This window comes from Acerihabitans sp. TG2, assembly GCF_035013185.1.
In the GTDB taxonomy this organism is placed as follows: Bacteria; Pseudomonadota; Gammaproteobacteria; order Enterobacterales; family Enterobacteriaceae; genus Acerihabitans.
Map to the genome: position 1 here is coordinate 84,811 of NZ_JAYGJO010000006.1, position 19,929 is coordinate 104,739.

23 protein-coding genes and 1 other RNA gene are annotated in these 19,929 nt (G+C 52.9%); 5 read left to right on the forward strand and 19 right to left on the reverse strand.

Annotated elements, in window-relative coordinates; all coding sequences use genetic code 11:
• Positions 1–327: 327 nt before the first annotated feature.
• A complete protein-coding gene (gene mtgA, locus SJI19_RS07400; protein ID WP_323477617.1) occupies positions 328–1,059 on the forward strand; it encodes a monofunctional biosynthetic peptidoglycan transglycosylase in 732 nt (243 codons plus the stop codon).
• A 48-nt stretch (positions 1,060–1,107) separates the two neighbouring features.
• Here the strand turns inward: mtgA and dolP are convergent, their stop codons facing one another.
• From dolP to SJI19_RS07420, 4 genes are read right to left on the reverse strand one after another with little or no spacing between them, the layout of a single operon-like run.
• Positions 1,108–1,683, reverse strand: a complete 576-nt coding sequence (gene dolP, locus SJI19_RS07405; RefSeq protein ID WP_323477618.1) for a division/outer membrane stress-associated lipid-binding lipoprotein — start codon at positions 1,681–1,683, stop codon at positions 1,108–1,110.
• 9 nt (positions 1,684–1,692) lie between these two features.
• Positions 1,693–2,283: a DnaA initiator-associating protein DiaA gene (diaA, locus tag SJI19_RS07410; RefSeq protein WP_323477619.1), complete on the reverse strand. Its 591-nt coding sequence runs from the start codon at positions 2,281–2,283 to the stop codon at positions 1,693–1,695.
• A 30-nt stretch (positions 2,284–2,313) separates the two neighbouring features.
• Positions 2,314–2,715 carry a YraN family protein gene (locus SJI19_RS07415; RefSeq protein ID WP_323477620.1) on the reverse strand — a complete coding sequence of 134 codons (402 nt, stop codon included), beginning with the start codon at positions 2,713–2,715 and terminating at the stop codon, positions 2,314–2,316.
• Positions 2,673–4,682, reverse strand: a complete 2,010-nt coding sequence (locus SJI19_RS07420; RefSeq protein ID WP_323477621.1) for a penicillin-binding protein activator — start codon at positions 4,680–4,682, stop codon at positions 2,673–2,675. The genes SJI19_RS07415 and SJI19_RS07420 overlap by 43 nt, the downstream gene beginning before the upstream one ends.
• 62 nt (positions 4,683–4,744) lie before the next feature.
• Between SJI19_RS07420 and rsmI the strand changes: the two genes are divergently transcribed.
• Together rsmI and rnpB are read left to right on the forward strand one after the other, a co-directional pair.
• Complete coding sequence (gene rsmI / locus SJI19_RS07425) at positions 4,745–5,614, forward strand: 16S rRNA (cytidine(1402)-2'-O)-methyltransferase (protein ID WP_323477622.1); 870 nt, start codon at positions 4,745–4,747, stop codon at positions 5,612–5,614.
• A gap of 25 nt (positions 5,615–5,639) precedes the next feature.
• Positions 5,640–6,016, forward strand: an RNA gene (gene rnpB / locus SJI19_RS07430) — RNase P RNA component class A.
• A gap of 56 nt (positions 6,017–6,072) precedes the next feature.
• Here the strand turns inward: rnpB and SJI19_RS07435 are convergent.
• The gene (locus SJI19_RS07435) at positions 6,073–6,771 is read right to left on the reverse strand and encodes a pirin family protein (protein ID WP_323477623.1); all 699 of its coding nucleotides are present in this window, start codon (positions 6,769–6,771) and stop codon (positions 6,073–6,075) included.
• A 178-nt stretch (positions 6,772–6,949) separates the two neighbouring features.
• Between SJI19_RS07435 and SJI19_RS07440 the strand changes: the two genes are divergently transcribed.
• Entirely contained in the window at positions 6,950–7,840 is an 891-nt protein-coding gene (locus tag SJI19_RS07440) for a LysR family transcriptional regulator (RefSeq protein ID WP_323477624.1), read from the forward strand.
• Between the two features lie 76 nt (positions 7,841–7,916).
• Here the strand turns inward: SJI19_RS07440 and SJI19_RS07445 are convergent, their stop codons facing one another.
• From SJI19_RS07445 to SJI19_RS07480, 8 genes are all read right to left on the reverse strand, one after another.
• On the reverse strand, positions 7,917–8,915 hold the full coding sequence (locus SJI19_RS07445; RefSeq protein WP_323477625.1) for a glutathione S-transferase family protein: 999 nt from the start codon (positions 8,913–8,915) through the stop codon (positions 7,917–7,919).
• 112 nt (positions 8,916–9,027) lie between these two features.
• The gene (locus SJI19_RS07450; protein ID WP_323477626.1) at positions 9,028–9,423 is read right to left on the reverse strand and encodes a DoxX family protein; all 396 of its coding nucleotides are present in this window, start codon (positions 9,421–9,423) and stop codon (positions 9,028–9,030) included.
• Positions 9,424–9,611: 188 nt separating this feature from the next.
• Positions 9,612–10,403, reverse strand: coding sequence for a phosphodiesterase (locus SJI19_RS07455; RefSeq protein ID WP_323477627.1), 792 nt, complete (start codon positions 10,401–10,403; stop codon positions 9,612–9,614).
• A gap of 8 nt (positions 10,404–10,411) precedes the next feature.
• Positions 10,412–11,677, reverse strand: a complete 1,266-nt coding sequence (locus SJI19_RS07460; protein WP_323477628.1) for an extracellular solute-binding protein — start codon at positions 11,675–11,677, stop codon at positions 10,412–10,414.
• A gap of 7 nt (positions 11,678–11,684) precedes the next feature.
• Positions 11,685–12,530: a carbohydrate ABC transporter permease gene (locus SJI19_RS07465; protein WP_323477629.1), complete on the reverse strand. Its 846-nt coding sequence runs from the start codon at positions 12,528–12,530 to the stop codon at positions 11,685–11,687.
• Positions 12,530–13,399 (reverse strand): sugar ABC transporter permease, encoded by an 870-nt coding sequence (locus SJI19_RS07470; protein ID WP_323477630.1) that lies wholly within the window; start codon positions 13,397–13,399, stop codon positions 12,530–12,532. The genes SJI19_RS07465 and SJI19_RS07470 overlap by 1 nt, the downstream gene beginning before the upstream one ends.
• Positions 13,400–13,409: 10 nt before the next feature.
• On the reverse strand, positions 13,410–14,570 hold the full coding sequence (locus SJI19_RS07475) for an ABC transporter ATP-binding protein (RefSeq protein ID WP_323477631.1): 1,161 nt from the start codon (positions 14,568–14,570) through the stop codon (positions 13,410–13,412).
• Positions 14,563–15,264: an HAD-IA family hydrolase gene (locus tag SJI19_RS07480; RefSeq protein ID WP_323477632.1), complete on the reverse strand. Its 702-nt coding sequence runs from the start codon at positions 15,262–15,264 to the stop codon at positions 14,563–14,565. Before SJI19_RS07480 ends, SJI19_RS07475 begins: the two co-directional genes overlap by 8 nt.
• Before the next feature lie 206 nt (positions 15,265–15,470).
• On the opposite strand from SJI19_RS07480, the gene SJI19_RS07485 reads away from it, so the two are divergent.
• Positions 15,471–16,253: a DeoR/GlpR family DNA-binding transcription regulator gene (locus SJI19_RS07485; protein ID WP_323477633.1), complete on the forward strand. Its 783-nt coding sequence runs from the start codon at positions 15,471–15,473 to the stop codon at positions 16,251–16,253.
• Between the two features lie 12 nt (positions 16,254–16,265).
• Here the strand turns inward: SJI19_RS07485 and SJI19_RS07490 are convergent, their stop codons facing one another.
• The 6 genes from SJI19_RS07490 to exuR all read right to left on the reverse strand — a co-directional run bounded on the left by SJI19_RS07490 (position 16,266) and on the right by exuR (position 19,774).
• Positions 16,266–16,550, reverse strand: coding sequence for a YqjK-like family protein (locus SJI19_RS07490; RefSeq protein ID WP_323477634.1), 285 nt, complete (start codon positions 16,548–16,550; stop codon positions 16,266–16,268).
• 2 nt (positions 16,551–16,552) lie between these two features.
• Complete coding sequence (locus tag SJI19_RS07495; protein WP_323477635.1) at positions 16,553–16,996, reverse strand: phage holin family protein; 444 nt, start codon at positions 16,994–16,996, stop codon at positions 16,553–16,555.
• Positions 16,997–16,998: 2 nt separating this feature from the next.
• Positions 16,999–17,304, reverse strand: a complete 306-nt coding sequence (locus SJI19_RS07500; RefSeq protein ID WP_323477636.1) for a YqjD family protein — start codon at positions 17,302–17,304, stop codon at positions 16,999–17,001.
• Positions 17,305–17,494: 190 nt separating this feature from the next.
• Entirely contained in the window at positions 17,495–17,872 is a 378-nt protein-coding gene (gene mzrA, locus SJI19_RS07505) for an EnvZ/OmpR regulon moderator MzrA (protein ID WP_323477637.1), read from the reverse strand.
• Complete coding sequence (locus SJI19_RS07510; protein ID WP_323477638.1) at positions 17,869–18,549, reverse strand: DedA family protein; 681 nt, start codon at positions 18,547–18,549, stop codon at positions 17,869–17,871. The genes mzrA and SJI19_RS07510 overlap by 4 nt, the downstream gene beginning before the upstream one ends.
• A gap of 448 nt (positions 18,550–18,997) precedes the next feature.
• Positions 18,998–19,774 carry a transcriptional regulator ExuR gene (gene exuR, locus SJI19_RS07515; protein ID WP_323477639.1) on the reverse strand — a complete coding sequence of 259 codons (777 nt, stop codon included), beginning with the start codon at positions 19,772–19,774 and terminating at the stop codon, positions 18,998–19,000.
• Positions 19,775–19,929: the final 155 nt, after the last annotated feature.

Consider the following 19,929-nt stretch of genomic DNA (forward strand, 5'->3'; position numbering starts at 1 on the left):
AGGGATCTTGCTCGTTCGCCCGAATGACGTTGAGTAAGATCATTGAGAGCCGTTTGCTTACCACCTCGGTGTCACTCGACATGCATTGGGTGGCGCTGACAAATTGACTAGAATTATTAATTCTGAATGAACAACACGGCAAAAAACACGGGTATGTTACTAGGAATCCATGAGATTTTGGATGAAGAATAGGCTTTGTCAATGAAATAACATGTTCACCGGTGATTCGGAAGGGAGCGAAATAATGAAACCTGTTGGTGTTGGTTTATGCGGACGCGGCGCGAATAACGGTAGTGAGATTCACCTAACGGTGCTGGAATCGACTTCATGAGGCGCAAATTCCGTTCCGGCTCGGTTGTCGCCCGGACGGGGAAATGGCTGGCGGCCGGTTGTGCGGTTATTCTCGGCGTGTGGCTGACGGCGGTGGTTTTGTTCGCTTTTCTGCCGGTGCCGTTCTCTGCGGTGATGATTGAGCGCCAGGTCGGTGCTTGGTTGCAGGGGGATTTTAGTTATGTCGCGCACTCCGACTGGGTGCCAATGGATGAGATTGCCCCCAGCATGGCGCTGGCAGTCATCGCGGCAGAGGATCAAAAATTTCCTGATCATTGGGGATTTGATATTGACGCTATCCAGGCTGCGGTGGCCCATAACGAACGCAGCCAGCGGACACGCGGTGCTTCGACGATTTCACAACAAACGGCAAAAAATCTGCTGTTGTGGAACGATCGCACTTGGATCAGAAAGGGACTGGAGGCGGGTATTACCCTGGCCATGGAGGGGATCTGGACCAAGCGGCGTATTTTGACGGTGTATTTGAATATCGCCGAATTTGGCGAGGGGACTTTTGGGGTAGAGGCGGCCGCACAGCGTTATTTCCATAAACCCGCGGCCCGACTGACCGCTTCCGAGGCGGCGCTGCTGGCGGCGGTACTGCCTAATCCACTGCTTTTTCACGCCAATGCGCCTTCCCGTTATGTGCAGATGCGTCAGCAGTGGATCCTGCGGCAAATGCGTCAAATGGGTTCAGTGGAGTATTTGCGGGAAAATAAACTGTATTAGCCTTTGAGAAAACAAGCCCGCATCGTCACCGATGAAGGCTTATCTCAGCTAATTGAGCGGGGTAAACGCGGTGGTAACGTGTTTGACGCCACTGACATGACTGGCGATCTGCGCCGCAGCTTTGCCTTCCTTCGCCGTGACCAGACCCAATAAAAATACTTCGCCGTTTTCGGTGGTCACTTTGACATTGGAGGATTGTACCGTATCGCTGGTTAACATTTGAGAGCGGATTTTGGTGGTGATCCAGGTATCCAACGAGGCACGCCCCAGCGTTATTGGCTGGCCCTGGCGGATTTCGTTATACACGGCGCTGGCGCCATCAACACCCAACGCGATTTTTTTGGCCCTGGCCGCCAGTTCGGAGGTCGGTGCCTGGCCGGTTAACAGGACTTTGCCCTGATAGGCGGTTGTCACAACACGGGCTTCTTTCTTAAGTTGTGCGTCTTTTGACAAGGCATTGGAGACACGGGCTTCCAGCGTGCCGTCATCGACCTGAGTGCCGATTGTCCGTGGGTCACTGGCGGTTTTGGTCGCCACGGCGGCGCTACCGACCACAACCGCACCGACACATCCTTGAAGTAGCAGGGCCGCAAATAGCAGTGCAAGGGGTGAACATACCTTCATTTGAGCTCCTTAATCGTCCTGGTGAGGAAACAAAGAATTATCTATCAGATCGCATAAACAGTTTACCGTCAGCATGTGCATTTCTTGTACACGCGCACTTCGATGCGAGGGAATACGGATTTCAACATCCTGCTGGCCCAGTAGACCTGCCAGTTCCCCGCCGTCATAGCCGGTCAGGGCAATAATGGTCATATCCCGGGTCACTGCGGCTTCTACCGCCTTCACAATATCACGGCTATTCCCCCGGGTGGATATGGCCAGTAAAATATCACCGGCCTGGCCAAGTGCCCGTACCTGCTTGGCATAAATTTCCTGATGCAGCCGATCGTTGGCGATAGCGGTCAGCACCACACTGTCGGCGTTGAGCGCTATGGCGGGCAGGCTTGGCCGCTCAGTTTCGTAACGATTAATCATGCTGGCGGCGAAATGTTGCGCATTGGCAGCGGAAGTACCGTTACCGCAGCATAAAATTTTATTGCCGTTGAGCAGCGCCTGTACCAAGGCCGTTGCGGCGCGTGATATGGCGTCGGGTAACGCTTCCGCCGCGGCTATTTGCGTTTGAATGCTCTCGGTAAAACAGCCTTTTATTCTTTCCAGCACAATAATTAAACCTAATTGATGATAAATGGATTAGCAGGGACCCGATTCGCCAAAGGCGTTAACCAGCCATTCTACGTGGCAACCAGTGATCGCTAAAATGTCGAAACGGCAAGCGGATGTGTCAAGGCTCTCGCCCCTACGGGCTAGCCACACTGCTGCTGCCAGTAATAAGCGGCGCTGTTTATGGAGAGTGACGCTGGCGGCGGCCCCGCCGAAAGCGTCACCGCGACGATAACGCACTTCGACGAACACCCAAGTATGGATTTCGCGCATAATGAGATCCACTTCGCCGCCGCGTACCCGCATGTTAGCGGCGACAAAAACCAGCCCGGCCGCTTCGAGATATCGGCGCGCGCGGCGTTCCGCCTGCGCGCCGAGTTGCCACCGGGTCAATCTGCCTGAATAAGTTTTCCCTGTTGGTATTTCAGCCAAGAGAGTTTCCTGTTGATAACACAATCCGATGTCGCCGACAGTACGCCGGTATCACCGTTGACCTGGAATCCGGGGATTTGCCGCATTTCAGAAAAATGGTTAACCAGCGTCCAGGCGTCCATGCCCATGGCGTATAGCCGTACCAAAGAATAGTCGTCCTTGAACTGGGCGCTAGTCCGCTGGAGCAGATCGGGATTGGCACCTGCCAGCAGTGGAATATCGCTGAATTCCAGACCTTCCATTTCCAAACGGTAGTCCGGGCCGGCATCGGCCTGGTAACTGCGCGAGCTGGCATATAATTTCAGATTGGCGCGCGAACTGGTACGCATATCAATCATGGGTTTGATCAGCGCCAGTTCGGCTGGCGTAGCGATAATATACACTGCATCCACACCGCCGTTAGCCGAAGGGGATATTGCCGCGTCGCTCGGTGGTGCCGGAATGGTCAGGCCACCAATGGTGACTGACTGCGCCGCCGGAGTGGCTGAGGTGGTTACCGGCTGGCCCGTAAGCTGTATGCCCGCCCGACTGTTAAGTGCTTGTTTCAACTCGCCGACCGAGCCGATACGCTGTTCCAGCACGGTGCCACCGCCGGCTTTGGTCCACGCGTCGGCAAAGGCCTTGACCACCCGATCGCCCAATGAGCCGCGCGGCACCAGCAATAACGGCTGTTGTCGATGTTGCTGGAAAATATGATCGGCCGCGTCGCGTGCCTCATCTTCCGGTGAAAGTGAGAAATAGCAAAGGTTCGGTCGGTTTTGTACCTGTTCCGGCTGGTTGAGCGCCAGTACGTTCATGGTGATCGGGCTGGCATAAAGTTGTTCCACTTGTGTTTTCAGCAGCGGGCCGACAATCATGGTGACGCCGTCCTGCTGAGCCTGTGCCAACAAAACGGGCAGCGACTGGCTTGCGGTGTCATACACCTTAACCTGTGCACTGCTGGTCGCAGAGGGTGCGACGGCCACTGCCGGGACTGTGCTGCCTGCGACCGGATTGGTGGGGGCGTTTGTACCTGCTGGTGACGTGGCGGACGTGGGGACGACTGTAGGCGTTTGGCCGGGTGCGACGGTACCTTCGGTCGGCGTCCCGGTTGGGACTGCGATCGGCAGGCCATTCTTGGCGGCATTAAACCCTTGCTCGATAGCGTTGGAATACACCTGCGCCGGGCCACTTAGCGGCAGAAACAGGCCAATGTTTCCCACTGCCGAGGGTTGGTAATTCAGGATCTGGGCCAACTGAGTCGGCAGCGTCTTGGCTGCCGGGTTAAGCGGATAACGCACCTGCCAATCTTTGATGCCGGCCTTTAGCAGCGCGGGATCCTGTTTGTCGTTCTGATAGACATGCTGCAAATCCAGCCACCCCTGCAGAACGTTTTCATTGGCGTTTATCATCAGGTTGGCCGGTGGTTGCGCCATGAAAGCCTGCAGTGTTTGCCAGGTCTGGTCGATATTTTGCTGGTGCGCCGGGCCGGTGAGCTGCGGTTCCTGAGCGATATAGGCACGCAGCAGATCCAGCGAGGGTTGCCCTTGATTTGCAGCAACCCGGACCTGCAAATAACGCGCTTGCTGGTCGCTGGAAAGCTGTCCCGGGTCGATTTTTTGCAACTCGGCGACGGCATCCTGCGGCCGATGTTGTGACACGGCCAGTTCGGCGGCCAACAAAAGTTGCTCTTGATGTTGGACATCACTGAGCGCTTGGGGTAGCGTGCCGAGCTGTTGCTGTGCCTGATCGGTTTTGCCTTCGCTAATCAATGCGCGAATGGCGAGTAATTGAAAGTCGGTCTTGCTATCATTGCCTGCCTGTTGCATTTGCTGCAGGTAGTAATCCGAGTTGGCGCCGGCTTTGGCCTGCACGTCGCCGGATGGTGTCTGCGGCGCCTGGCCTGAACATGCAGCCAGGATCAATGCAGCCAGCAAGGCGGGGAGAACACGCCCTGTTTTAAAACCCATGACATATGAGTAAAGCATTCTGTATCCAGTGATGTTTTTATCAAGATGCTCAATATTAAATCGGCAATCCGGATGAGACAATGAATCAACACCAACAAGCAGATATTTGCGCATCAACGCTTTATGTGGTACCGACTCCCATTGGTAATCTGGAAGACATCACCCAGCGGGCGTTGTCGATACTCGGGCGAGTTGACCTCATTGCCGCCGAAGATACCCGTCATACCGGCCTATTGTTACAACATTTTGCCATAAATGCGCGCTTGTTCGCGTTACATGATCATAATGAACAACAAAAAGCGGATATTTTGCTGGCAAAATTACAACAAGGACTCAGTATCGCACTTGTCTGTGATGCTGGCACACCCCTGATTAACGATCCTGGCTATCATTTAGTGCGGCGCTGCCGCGAAGCGGGGATCAGGGTGGTTCCGTTGCCGGGGCCTTGCGCCGCCATTACCGCGCTTTCCGCCGCCGGGCTGCCTTCGGACCGCTTTTGCTACGAAGGTTTTTTACCGGCCAAACGTAAAGGCCGCATGGATACCATGCAGGCGCTGGAGCAGGAACCGCGTACACTGATCTTCTATGAGTCTACCCATCGTCTGGTGGAGAGCCTGCGTGACATGGTGGCGGTCTGGGGACCGGCCCGTTATGTGGTACTGGCGCGGGAGTTGACCAAAACCTGGGAAAATATTTACGGTGCGCCGGTGGGGGAACTGCTGGCTTGGGTGAGTGAGGACGAACATCGTGCCCGGGGCGAAATGGTGCTGATTGTCGAAGGTTTCCAGCCGCAGGCGGATGGTTTGCCGCCGGAAGCACTGCGCACGCTAAGCCTGCTGCAAAAAGAGCTGCCGCTGAAAACGGCCGCCGCGCTGGCTGCCGAAATTCATGGGTTGAAGAAAAATGCGCTTTATCGTTACGCCCTGGAGCAGCTAGGTGATGACAATTGAGATAAAAGCCCTTATACTCCGCGCCGGAGTTGACTAGACAATCGCCGCTTGGCCGACCTTCCTTCGGGAAGCAAGGGCATGGGGAGGAAAGTCCGGGCTCCATAGGGCAGGGTGCCAGGTAACGCCTGGGGGGTGCAAACCCACGACAAGTGCAACAGAGAGCAAACCGCCGATGGCCCGCTTTTGTGGGATCAGGTAAGGGTGAAAGGGTGCGGTAAGAGCGCACCGCGCGGCTGGCAACAGTTTGTGGCATGGTAAACTCCACCCGGAGCAAGGCCAAATAGGGGTTCACTAGGTACGGCCCGTACTGAACCCGGGTAGGCTGCTTGAGCCAGCGCGCGAGCGCTGGCCTAGATGAATGATTGTCCACGACAGAACCCGGCTTACCGGTCAACTCCACTATTGCGTTAACCCCATGCCTTTCAATGGCATGGGGTTTTTTTTCGTCTGTAGCCCGCTTAGCCGGCCAAATCGACCAGCAACGCCCTGAGCGGGGTTAACGCCTGCAGCCTGAGATGGGGTTCATTATGAATAAACGCGCCATCCCCACAGGTCAGTGTTTTGTCATGGGTCGGGTGGTTAGCGATCTGTACCGTCCCGTGAATGGACTGCAAATAGGCGCGCGATCCTTTGATATCTACCGTTATTGTTTGCCCGGCGGCCAGATCCAGATGATGAATCCAGGCCTGTTGGCGTAGTGCCAGGCTACCGTCCTCGCCTTCGGGAGACGCCAGCAAACAATGAGGCGCGTCGGTGATGGCGATCTTTTGGATCAGTGGATTATCACGGGTGGGGCAGGCGTCCAACCACAGCTGTAAGCGCGTCAGCGCGATGGTGCCAATATTGTGTTCGCTATAAGTGACGCCATTACGTGCCGACAGCAAGACCGCTTCGCCGGTGTCCGCTTGAATATGGTTACCCTGGCTATCACGGTATTCCGCCCGACCCTGCAAGATCAGATTAACAATATCCGCTTGTGGATAAGCGCGTGGCTGGAAGGCGGCACCAACGGCCAATATCTCTTGGTTGAGTACTCGCAGCGAAGCATAACCCAACATTTGCGGATCGAAATAATGGCCGAAGGAAAAGGTATAGCGTGCTTGAAGCCACCCGTAATCCGCGTGGCCACACTGTTTCGCCGTTCTGTTTGTAATCATGGGTCGATCTGCTTATTGTTATGGGCGTATCGCTCATTTTGGGTTGCTATAAGAGGTAATAGGCGCATTTTGCCAAATGACACCAAAACGTTACTGTATAAAGAGTAAGTGTATGGACGGCAGATTGTTAGCAAGTTAATCTGGTCAGAATATTCAAAAAAGCTGAATGAGATTGTCCATGGCAAGAGAACGGGCGTTGACGCTTGAAGCATTACGGGTGATGGATGCCATCGACCGGCGCGGCAGTTTTGCCGCCGCAGCTGATGAGCTGGGGCGGGTTCCCTCTGCCTTAAGCTACACCATGCAAAAGCTGGAAGATGAGTTAGATGTGGTGCTGTTCGATCGTTCAGGACATCGCACCAAGTTTACTAACGTTGGTCGCATGCTGCTCGAGCGTGGGCGGGTGTTATTGGAAGCGGCGGATAAACTCACCACCGACGCCGAAGCTCTGGCGCGCGGATGGGAAACTCATTTGACATTGGTTACGGAAGCGCTGGTTCCCAGCGAAAAATTGTTTCCATTAGTTGAGAAATTGGCGCTTAAGGCCAATACCCAGATATCGATTATTACCGAAGTATTGGCGGGATCCTGGGAACGGCTGGAACAGGGCCGCGCCGATATCGTGATCGCGCCTGACTTGCATTTTCGCGCTTCATCGGAAATTAACAGTCGCAAGCTTTATAAAATACTTAACGTGTATGTGGCCAGTCCGGATCACCCGATACATTTGGAACCGGAGCCGCTTTCCGAGCTGACGCGGGTGAAATATCGCGGCATCGCAATTGCCGACACGGCCCGCGAACGACCAGTGCTAACGGTACAATTGCTCGATAAACAGCAGCGCCTGACCCTAAGCTCAATGGAAGATAAGCGCAAGGCCCTGATTGCCGGACTGGGTGTGGCCACCATGCCCTATCAACTGGTGGCGGATGATATTGCCGCTGGCCGGTTGCGGGTCGTTGGGCCGGAATACAGTAACGAAAGTGATATCATCATGGCCTGGCGCCGCGATAGCATGGGTGAAGCCAAGTCATGGTGCCTGCGTGAAATTCCCAAGCTGCTTAACTGAGTATGCCGTTGTCGGGCACGCGCTCACCCCATTGGCCGGCAATGTCGCTGGTAATGTCGCCGGCAAGCCAAGCTGCTTAGCTGGCCCCAGGCCCGAACCGGTCATCACGCCCATGGGGTTCGTTTAAGTGCTGTTCCGGACCAATAGAGATAATACCGTGCGGATTGAGCGTGGCATGGCTACGATAATAATGGTGACGAATATGGGCGAAGTCCACCGTATCGGCTACCCCGGGCATCTGATAAATATCGCGTAAAAACCCCGATAAATTAAGATAATCGCTGATCCGGCGGCGATCACATTTAAAATGGGTCACATAAACCGGATCGAAACGGATCAATGTGGTCCACAGCCGCAGATCGGCTTCGGTCAGCCGATCACCGGTCAGATAACGATGACGGCCCAGGATCTGCTCCAGCCGATCGAGGGCATCAAATACGGCCACCACGGCTTCCTCATAAGCGTCCTGCGTAGTCGCAAAGCCGGCCTTATACACGCCGTTATTGACCTGATCATAAACCCAGTCGTTAATCTCATCGATTTGCCCGCGCAAGGCGCTCGGATAATAATCCCCTGCCTGGGCACCTACTGCATCAAACGCACTGTTAAACATGCGAATAATGTCCGCCGATTCATTACTGACGATGGTGTTTTCTACAGTATCCCACAACACCGGTACCGTGGTGCGGCCGCTATAACGCGGGTCGGCCTGGAGATAAAGCTGATAAAGATAATGTTTATGATAGAGCGGGTCACCGGTGGCACCCGCAAAATCGGTACCAAAGGTCCAACCGTGCTCCAGCATCAGCGGGTGAACCACTGAGACCGGAATAATCTTCTCCAACCCCTTGAGCTGGCGCATCAACAGCGTGCGGTGTGCCCATGGGCAGGCTAGCGACACATACAGATGATACCGGTGGTTGGCGGCGGCAAAACCGCCACGGCCGGCTGGGCCAGGGCGGCCATCGGCCGTAACCCAATTACGGAACTGCGCCGCAGATCGCTCGAAATGTCCACCGGTCGCCTTGGTGTCGTACCAGCTATTTTGCCATTTACCTTCGACAAGCAGTCCCATATTTAGCTCCTTATCTACCATTATCTTTCACATCACAGATGCACTGACCACCCGTTAAGTGTAGTCATCGGGTGGTCAATTTACCGGTTTCTATCTACTGGTTTTTATCGCATTACCATTTCTTGTTCAATAAACGATCAATACTGAAATACCCTGGGCCTTGTACCGCCAGCAATAAGTAACCACCGGTTATGGAAAGGTTTTTCATAAAGTTAATTTGATTGCCTGCCTGTGAAAAATCACTATGAAAAATAAAGGCAGTTAATAAGACAAATACCAGGGTAATCAAGGCCACCGAACGGGTCAAAAAACCGAACAAAATCGCCAGACCGCCGCCGAATTCTAGCAAAATGGTCAGAGGCAGTAAAAAGCCGGGCACACCCATCGCTTCCATATAGTGCTGGGTAGCGGCATAACCGCCGCCCATTTTGCCAAACCCTGCGACAATAAACAGGATCGGCATCAGAATACGGGCGATCAAAATGGCGCTATCATCTAATTTTTTCATCTTCATTCCATCTCATATTTAACGGTGACATTCGTTATGAAAGCCAGATAACGCCAGGGATTTACAGCAATTATTCCGGCGTTGTGTCCCCCTCACGTTGGATGGATGGAATCTTATCTGTGAAAAGATAAGGGTGATAGCGATTAAAATTGTCTATTATTATCAAAAAAACTGAGCCTTCAGCGGCGCTAGGTGAGAGCAAAGCGCAGGTTGTGGTCTGAAAAATCCTCAAGGTGGATCACAATCTGCGGCTCATCTAACAGCACTACCGCGTATTGCGGTGGTTCATGGCTGGCAATAATATCCGCGGTGGCATCGTCATCGAGCGTCAATGCGACCTGATGGTTAGTCCCTCTGAGCGTAGAAAACGGCATTCCATTGATGGAACCAAATATCGGCCGATGTATATGTCCGAAAAAAATATGCTTTATCTGGTTTTGATAACCGGCGATGGCGGATAAGAATGGTGCGGTATCACGCAGGGCGATCGTATCCATGCTGCCGATGCCCACAGGGAAAAACGGGTGATGCATAAACAATAATACTGGCCGGTCGGTTGCGGCCAATTGCGCACGCAGCCATTGCGCACGTAATTCACAGAACTCGCCCCAATGTGCGCCGGGCTTGTTGGTGTCGAGGAAAATCGCCAGATAATCGCCAAAATCTTGGGTGTACTGAATAAATCCATGCCCGTCACGGGGGACCTGCTTGAAATGCGCTATAAACACGCTCCTGCAGTCATGGTTACCCAGTATGGGATAAACGGGCATCGGCAACGGTGCCAGACATTCACACACTTGCCGATAGGCATCCTCTTGACCCAGATGCGTCAAGTCGCCGGTAAGGACCAGGGCATCAGCATCAGCATGGTGGGCACAAATATGTGCTACCGCCTGTTGAAGCCGTGTTTTGGGGTTGGTACCGTAGAGATCGCCGGCACCCGCCACGATGTGTGTATCCGTCAGGTGAATAAATTTCATTGTTTTTCCTATTTATCCAAAAGTTTTTGCACGTCGTCTACCATTGACGCTAATGCGGTTTGCGGATCGGCTGATTTGTCAAAAACCGTCTGCAGATGATCGTTGATCACATCAGTAATTTTTAGTCCATTTTCGCCGGGGAAAGCATACCAACCGGTGACTACGGGCAATTGCTTGACCGCCGTGTATTGGTTTGGATGGACGTCATAGAATCCTTTGAGCTGACCGGGTTCTTCTATGGGTAGGGTATTGGCGGGGAAATAACCGGTGCCCTTGGTCATAATGGTTCCCCCCACCGGGCCGGTGGCAAATTTAATGAATGCCCACGCGGCCTTCTGCCGTTGTGGATCGTGGGTAAACATCATCGCCACGTTACCGCCCGCCGGAACCCGGGCGTGATCGCCATACAGCGGGAACGGCCCGGTAACCAGCTTGAAACGCTCGCCGATCTGTTTCTCAAACCCTGACAAACGTGCGGTAGTGGAGGACAACACCGCCAGCTTGCCACTCACAAACAATTGTGCTGCATCGCTATAAGAGAGGTTTTGCATCGTACCGTGCGCAACCATTCTTCCCATTTGGGCAATGGCTGACTGGCCAATACTGTCGCCGAAAACCACTTTTTTCTCAGTGTCATCGAGCATCCGACCCCCTTTGGAAAACACCATGGCCTGCCATAACCAGTTACCGGTGACGCTCCAGTCGTAATACAGGCCTTGGGTACCGGGATTGGACTGCCTGGAACGGTCGGCTGCAGCAATGATCTGATCCCAGGTCTTGGGCAGGTTATCGGCTTGGATACCGGCTTTGCCAAGTAAATCCATGTTGTAGTAGACCACCGGCGTTGACAGCGCAAAACCGATACCCACCTGTTGGCCATTGATCTGGCCTAACGACATCAGTGATGGGCTATAACCTTGTTGTGTCCAATTATGCTCACGCTGAATGAAGGGCGTCAGGTCTACCGCAATGTGCCGATCGACGAACAAACGTTGACGGTTCAACCCCTGAAAGGAGACGTCGGGTAGCTGGTGTGTCACGGCCTGACGTAACGCTTGCTGGGCTGCGGCTTCATATTCTGTAGTAGGCGCCCGAAACCTGACCGAATAAGCCGGGTATTTTTCATGAAAACGCTGGGCGATGTCCGTTTGGACCTGGTTAAACATGGCCGGGTAAACGTAATCCACTACCAACTCGATATTGGCCGCATGGGCGACATTGCCGGTCAGTGCCAACCCGGCTATCAATCCGTAGAAAAATTTTTGTTTCATCATTCGCTTTTCAACCTTTAAGGCCTGAGAGAGTGACACCTTCGATAAAGCGCTTTTGGGCGCTCAGGAAAAACAGCAGTAAGGGCAATGTAATAATCACGGTGCCGGCCATGAGTGGACCAAAATCCGTACCGGCTTCCTGGTTCATAAAAAATAATGTGCCCAGCGGCGGTGTAGCAAGGTCGGTGGTATTGATCACCAACAATGGCCAGAAGTAGTCATTCCAGTGCCAGACCACCGAAAAAATAGCAAACGCGATCATCGCTGGCAGGGAGGCGGGCATGATAACCCGCCATAACAGTTCAACCTCGCCCATGCCGTCAAGACGCGCGGCGTAAATCAAATCATCAGGTACGCCCATAATGGATTGGCGCAGCAGGAAAATACCAAATGCAGAGACGATAAATGGAATAATCAGCGCGACGGTGGTATCGAGAAGATGAACGTGATACAGCATGATGAACAACGGGATGGCGGTTGCCTGGAAGGGAATCATTAGCGCCAGCAATACCAACGCCCAGGCCAGCCGTTTGCCACGAAAATGTATTTTGGCAAAACAATATGCCGCGGGCAGCGCGACCAGTAATTGCAATACCAGTATGGCGCCGCAGACGATCGCGCCATTAAGCAGAAAACGCAGCAGGGGCACCTCGGTGAGCGCTTTGGTGTAATTGTCGACGACAGCCCAGTGCTGTGGCAGCAGATGGAAACCGCCGGTAAAAATTTCGTCCGCAGGTTTGAACGAGGTGGATACCATCCACACGAAGGGCAGCAGAAATACCGCCGCGCCGCCCATCAGTACGACATGGCGAAATATTTGCCACGGTATGCCGGCTTGCAAAGGATTTTGTTTCATTAACAGCGGCTCCTTTTTGCCATAGCGGCCTGTTGTAATAGTGTCAGTATAAAAATGCACACCACAAACACCATGGTCATGCTTGAGGCATAGCCCATTTTCAAGAACCCAAAACCTTCGGTATAGATTAAATGCAGCATGACCTCGGTGGCTTTATTTGGCCCACCTTGGGTAAGAACCTGCACCGTATCGAAGACTTGCAGTGAACGAATGCCACAGATGGTCACGACAAACAGGGTCGTTGGCCTTAGCATGGGTAATGTCAGACGGAACAAGCGATCGACTGGGTGCGCCATACCATCCAATAAACCGGCATGGCGTAACTCCACCGGAATACTTTTTAAACCCGCCAGAAACATGACCATCGCCAGCCCCGACATTTGCCAGATACCAATGACCGCGAGTGATATCAGCGCCAGATCATAGTCTTTAAGCCAATTGTGTTTGGCGGCGCCAAACCAGGTGAATACCTGATTAATCAGGCCAATATTGGGGTTCATCAGGAACTGCCAGACCACCGCCATGGCAATAAAGGTCGAGGCTACCGGCAAGAAAAACGCGGTGCGATACAGGCCCCGTAACGAGTGATGCGATTCGATCAACAACGCTGCGCCTAGGCCAATGGCGACGGAACCCAGCGACACCAGCGCCATATAAGCCAGCGTATTAAAAAAGGCCTTGTGGAACGTGTCGTCGTGCCACAAGGAAACATAATTTTCCAGTCCAACCCAGTTCAGGGTGCTAGCGCCGAATTGCCAGTCGGTTAGCGACATTAAGGCGACGACGGCCAGAGGAAGCACCAGCAGAAGCAGGGTTAACAACATGCTGGGCCCTAACAGCAGTAGGGTTTGCAAAGCTTTGATACGCATAGCGAACCTTCTATAACGAGAATACAGGTGTTGGAACAACCGGGTCTTGTCGGGCAGCATAAATCAGTTCGACGCGTCCGCCCTGAGCATCGAAACCGTGCAAGTCCTCGCAAGCCACATAAATTGTCATCACGTCGCCGACCACACACCGTTGCTGTTTATCGACGATGGCGGTTAACGAGGTCTCCGTCAGCGTTTTCAGCGTAACCAACTGTTCTGTGCCGGTGAATTCGACCAGTGTGATCTGTCCGGTGATACCAAGGCTATTCGGGCCGTTTTGTCGCCGAGCGGTGTGCGGGCGGAACGCCAAGACGGCAGTGTTTGCCGGGACAAGACTATCGATAGTGTGCCCCTGGTAGTTTGCCCGCCCGTCGGCATCGCGAGTTAGTGTAATAAAATTGATTCGGGGCGTGCCGACCAGGGCGGCGACATCTTTATGCTGGGGACAATCGTAAATTTCAGCCGGTGTACCCAATTGCAAAATACAGCCCCCTTTCATCACCGCGATGCGATCGGACATGGACATGGCTTCATGTTGATCGTGGGTGACATAAACGAAGGTCACGTTCAACGCATCATGTAACTGGCGGATTTCACCGCGCAGTGACTGGCGCAGGCCCGCATCCAGGTTGGACAAGGGTTCGTCGAACAAAAACACCGTCGGGCGGCGGACCATGGCGCGCGCTAGCGCCACCCGCTGACGTTGACCGCCAGAAAGCTGGGCGGGTTTGCGTGACCAAAGTGTGTCGATACCGAGGGTTTGCGCCACACGATGCCCTTGCCGATGGGCCAATTTGATTTGCCTACGGGCATGGGGACTGAGCCAGCGCATGCCCGGCAACCGTTGCCAGCAGCGCAACATCCGCATATAAAGCGGCGTACAAATGTTGTCGCCAACGGTCATATGCGGATAGAGGGCATAAGACTGAAACACCATGGCGCAGTCGCGTTCACCCGGTGAAAGACTCAGCATATCCACGTCGCCTTTACGCAGGGTCCCGGTGTCGGGCAATTCCAATCCGGCAAGTAATCTGAGCAGCGTTGATTTACCGCAGCCTGATGCGCCCAGTAGCGTCAGGAATTCACCCTCGCGAATGGTCAAAGACAGGTCGGTGAGTACCGCTGTATCGTCGTAGGTCTTGCTAATGTGCTCAAGTTTGATATCAGCCATGTGAGGTTTCCCCCGGTGAAAAAGAACTGCCCTGGCGAATGACCCATGTGGCTAATTCGCTGGCATGACTAAAGGCTAAAGCACAGGGAAACAGGTCGTTGGGGTGTGAATGATACCCTTGAAGATGTGCGGCGAAAGACACCTGGGCCCTGGCTGCACATTGTGCATCGACTAGGGAGTCGCCGACAAAAAGGGCGTGACTGGGCGAACAATGACAGTGGGATAACAGTGTCAGCAGGGGCTCGGGGTGGGGCTTGGCATTGGCGCATTCGTCCAGGCAAATAATCCCGGAAAAGAGAGCTGACCAGCCCAAATGCGCTAATAGTGCCTCTGTCGTACCCCGGTCGCGATTGGTACACACGCCCAGCGTATATCCGGCCGACAGCAGCGAGTGCAGCATCGCCTGTGTACCGGCATAAGGTTTCGCCGTACACAACCACTGATGTAGATAGGCATCAAGAATGCGTATCCTGACGCCAGACGCATTATCGTCATCAAGTCCCATCTGCCGCACTGCCTGATTTAGCACCGCGCCGATACCAAAACTCATTTGCAGCCGTAACGCGCCAGGATCAAGCTCAGGGGAATCGGAGCGAAGTACGCTGCGAACCGCAGCGAGTAACCCGGGCCATGTATCAAGCAGCGTGCCATCCAGATCGAAAACAATCATAGTATAAACGTCATTATGGGCCATGGCGGCCACTATAATGATCAAATGTGACACTTTTTAGAACGTTAATGATCTTTATTGGATATTTTTGTTCTTTTATGATTGTTTTGTGCGAGCAATATTGTTCGATATGGCTATAATTCGCGTAGTTAATCGTGGCTATATTTTCTATTGCCGCTAGGTCATAGTAAGCCACCTCACCCATTGTTTCGGAGCGAACCGTAGGCCTTATGCTCAAAATAGAACGTCATCAGCGCATTCTTGCGTTGATGCAGCAAACCAGTTTGGTCACTGTGCGCGATCTGGCACGGGAATTCGCCACCTCGCCCATTACCATCAGACGCGATTTATTGGAATTGGGGGAGCGGGGCCTGTTGGAACGTACTCGCGGTGGCGCGGTGGCGACGCAGGAGGTTATCGCCGAAGGTAGCGCGCGCTACGAAATGTACAGTTATGCCGAGCGGCACGATCAACAGTCGCAGGAAAAGGCCGCTATTGCCGAGTGCGCCGCGCAGTTTATATCCGATGGCGACAGTATCCTGATCAATGCTGGCACCACCGCCCACGCGTTGTCGCAGGCATTGCGCGGGCATCAGGATTTGAACGTGATCACCAATGGCCTGACGGTGGCGGCGGCGCTAGGACAAAGCCTACATGCACATGTCTATGTCCTGTCAGGTCGGCTCGACAGCCATAAACAGGCCACCATTGAGCGTCCTGAGAGGGATCGGTTTCCCCACATCCAAATCCGTGAAGTTTTTCTGGGGGTACATGCCGTTTCGCCCACCGGTATCTACATGCGTGATAACGAGGATGCCGCGATGAATCGCGCGTTTATTGCTGCGGCGAATCGAGTCACCGTCATGGCGGATCATACTAAACTGGCTTCTTTTGCCAGCTTCCGCGTCTGCCCCTGGGCACAGGTCCAACGGCTCATCACTGACCCTGGGGCTGATCCGCAAGACCTGGACAATATCAGGCGGCAAGGCGTGGATATTGTCATCAGTGGGTAAGGGGCAATTGAGTTAACGCGATAGCAGGGTCGAACGGATAAGTCTGATGGTACCGAGCAGGCCTAATGCTCTTTTGGTCCAGCGCACCAAACGACTGGGATGTCTGACGGTGTAAAGTGCGAACAAGCTGGAGCCGGCAATCAGGTACTTACGCAAGTTTACCAGCATATTCCAACTGCGGTCATAGCCAGCAGTGGCCATAAACCACTGCTGTTTTTCCGCCGCCAAATCCAAGCGCTGTTGTTGAATTTTGCGTAATAACTGAGCTTTGGCAATCCGTGGATGTTGATGGCTCATTTTCACTCCCTTTCCTGTTCTTTTTTGCGCGTTTTTTCCTCTTCGTGAATGTCGTGCTGCACTTTTTCCAAAATGTTGCGATCGGCCTGCAGTTCTTCACGGGTGGCACTTAACAGCGTCGATTTACGTGCTTTGCTTAAGGTCCATACTGCGCCGATAATCGCGAGCAGAAATAATACCCCGGTAGTCGTGGCAACGGCCGTCAAACGATACTGTGGATCGATGGCCCAGACGATCAATACCAGTAGGTTCATCAGGGCAAACGCCGCCAGCAGCAACGTTATGCCCGCCATCATCAACAGCTGGATGATATTGGCTTTCTCTTGCTCTAGCTCTACTACCGCCAACCGAATGCGGGTCTCCACCATGCCAACAATCAGCGTAAGGATGCGTTGGCCTATGGTGAGAATGCCCTTGCCAGGGCCCTGGTTTTGTTGGTCCGTCATTATTAACGTCGCGTAAGGAGTGCGCCAAGGACAAAACCGACGGCTGCACCTATGCCAATACCGGTCCATGGATTTTCGTGAACATATTCATCGGTTTTCTCTGCGGCCACTTTAGTCTGCTCTGCGATACGCTCACCGCTATCACCCATCCGGGTACGGGTTTCTTTCAGGGCATGTTCTGCTTTGCTGCACAATTTGTCGAATTCGGCCTTGGGTTTTTGAGAGGAGCCGCGCAGCACTTCTTCTAATGTATCCGCCAACGACTTCAATTCGGCGCGCAAATGCTCAGCGGTGGTATCTTTAGCCATTTTTATTACTCCTTCGATGTTTACGATTGGACATTATTCTCGATTCAGATAATAAGAGTAGTTCAGGGCGGGGCGAATCGCAAAAAAGGTATAGTAAATTCTTAGGCTTAATCAGGGACACCCGCGGGTGTATGGCCTCAATCATGGGCGTTGCAGGACATCCTCGATGCAACGAATCCCCAAACGTTTATCATCCCAATTGGGCGTTTTCGTCATGCAAATAGGTCAGCCAGTGCCAGCGGTAAAATTGACGACGTTGCGAAATAGCGTAGTCTGCCGGCAGCAGATCTCGCAGCGCGTTTTGTGCCGCCAATGCTTGTTCCGGCGATTCCAGCAGGATCACCAGGCTATCTTTCGCCGGCGTGATACTTTTAATCCTAATGCCTCGTTCATCAAGGCTCTGATAGATATAAAAACCATCTGGCAAGGCGCCACGCTCGTTAGCCAAGGTGATTTCCAGCGACGTATCGTGATTTAACATTACCGGTAACAGCAAGGTTAGCGTCAGTAGACATGCCGTCACTAACAGCAGCGCGCGCCAAGAGAACGTGCAATGAAGACCGGTCATTTGGACTGCCTTTTTCTCATATCCTGCGCGTGCTTATTACGCCATAGGATCATTAATGAACCGGCCAGGCCGATGACCAGGAATACCAGCGGTAACAGCATGAGCCCTAACATCAGCTCATCTTCGTAATACTTAAACAGTGAGGTTTTTCCCAGCAGGAAACCCAGTGTGGTAAGGATCAATACCCATAGCAACGCGCTTAACCAGTTGAATAGCTGAAAACGGGTGTTGCTCAGACCCGAAAGACCCGCAATCGTTGGCATCAGGGTACGGACAAACGCGATGAAACGGCCAACCAACAGTGCGGAGAGTCCATGGCGGTGGAACATCAGATGCGAGCGCTGATGATACTGCGCCGGCAAATGTGCCAGCCAACTTTGCACCAGGCGGGTATTGCCCAGCCATTTACCCTGAATGTAACTGATCCAGGAGCCCAGGCTCGCGGCAGCGGTCAGCACCAGCAAGGTCATGGGGAAGTTCATGGTACCTTTGGCGATCAATACACCCACCAGGATCAGCAGGCTGTCGCCGGGCAGAAAGGCTGCGGGCAGTAATCCGTTTTCCAAAAAAAGTATGACAAACAATACCAAATAAATGGTCCAGACCAAGGTTGGGTCGGCAAGGGTTTCAAAATCCTGTTGCCAAAGCGCATGTACCAGGGATTTTAGTATGTCCATTCAGCATTCCTAACATAAGACAACGTTCATTGGCTTTCCTGAACGGGCCTTCTTCGCCCAGGGTGAGCAAAACTTCGGCGTTGCAGTAAGATATTTGTGGGTAACGTCCGCCCGAGGGGAAAACTGGGCTCATGGTCAGCCATGCTGAGTGCCGGCCTAGTGCCAATATCGCACCAATGTAGCGCCGGGCGTTGCGTTCGCAGGCAATACAAAGACGCGCCGCGCCAGAAGTCATCACCGACTACTCATGTAAAGTGTAAAAAATCGTTCTCACTGTAACAAAATAGAACTCATTGAGACAGGGAAATATAACCCACTATCGGCATGAGCCAAGGGATGATTGCGTTAAAATAAAGGATTGAGCGTTTTTTTACACTGACTGACATAAAAATGACATTTATTCACGTTCCGGCCGATTGAATACGGCCGAGTGCAGGGGGAATTTGTACTATTTGGTGCCGTTGGCCAAATTGTCCAAATGCACGACCGGATTTTCGGTAAACATATAACGATCAACGTTAAACTCGAAATCGTCGGTGGTGGCATGGAACAGCATCTGCTTGGTATTTTCCAAATGTTGCCACATGGCCAGTTTTGCGGCGTAGGGATCTTTGCGAATAAGCGCTTTTAAAATATGATCATGATCCTCGCACCAGCTCTCAATGGATTTATCATCAATATGCTCGTGCAACTTGCGCCAGTAGGGATTGAGTAGACGTTGGCTCCACATTTGTTCGACAATGGTGGCCATGGCGGTATTTTGCGTTGCCAGCGCGACCTGGACATGAAATTTAAGATCCCATTTGGAATCGCGAAAGCGGTCCTCCAAGCGGGCATTTTCCTGAATTTCCATCAGTAACACGATATCCTGCCGTGTCACCTGTGTGGCGGCGAATTCGGCAATATTACTTTCAATAAGCTGACGGGCCTGCAGCAATTCAAAGGGACCGACAGTGGTGAATTGGAATTCGCCGCTGTCCTGTAGCGGGTTTTTTTGCTGGTTGGACATGACGTGAATACCTGAACCCTTGCGTACTTCAACGTAGCCTTCCACTTCAAGCATGATGATCGCCTCGCGCACCACGGTGCGACTGACATTCATCTCTTCCGCGATATAGCGTTCCGCTGGTAGCTTTTCACCTACCCGGTAGACTTCGGATTCGATACGTTGTTTAAGCTCGGCAGCCAGTTGTTGGTACAATCGCCGGGTTTCAGTGAATTCCATGATACGTGCTCTTAAAAAAGGTAAGTGAATTAGTGCATTGACCGTTGTGCCACACATGCACAACTCGGTAAATTTGACTTATTTGTTATACCACTTATTAAATGTTACGCCTAGGTGGCTACCTCTCATCTAGCAATGAATATTCCCTTGACTCC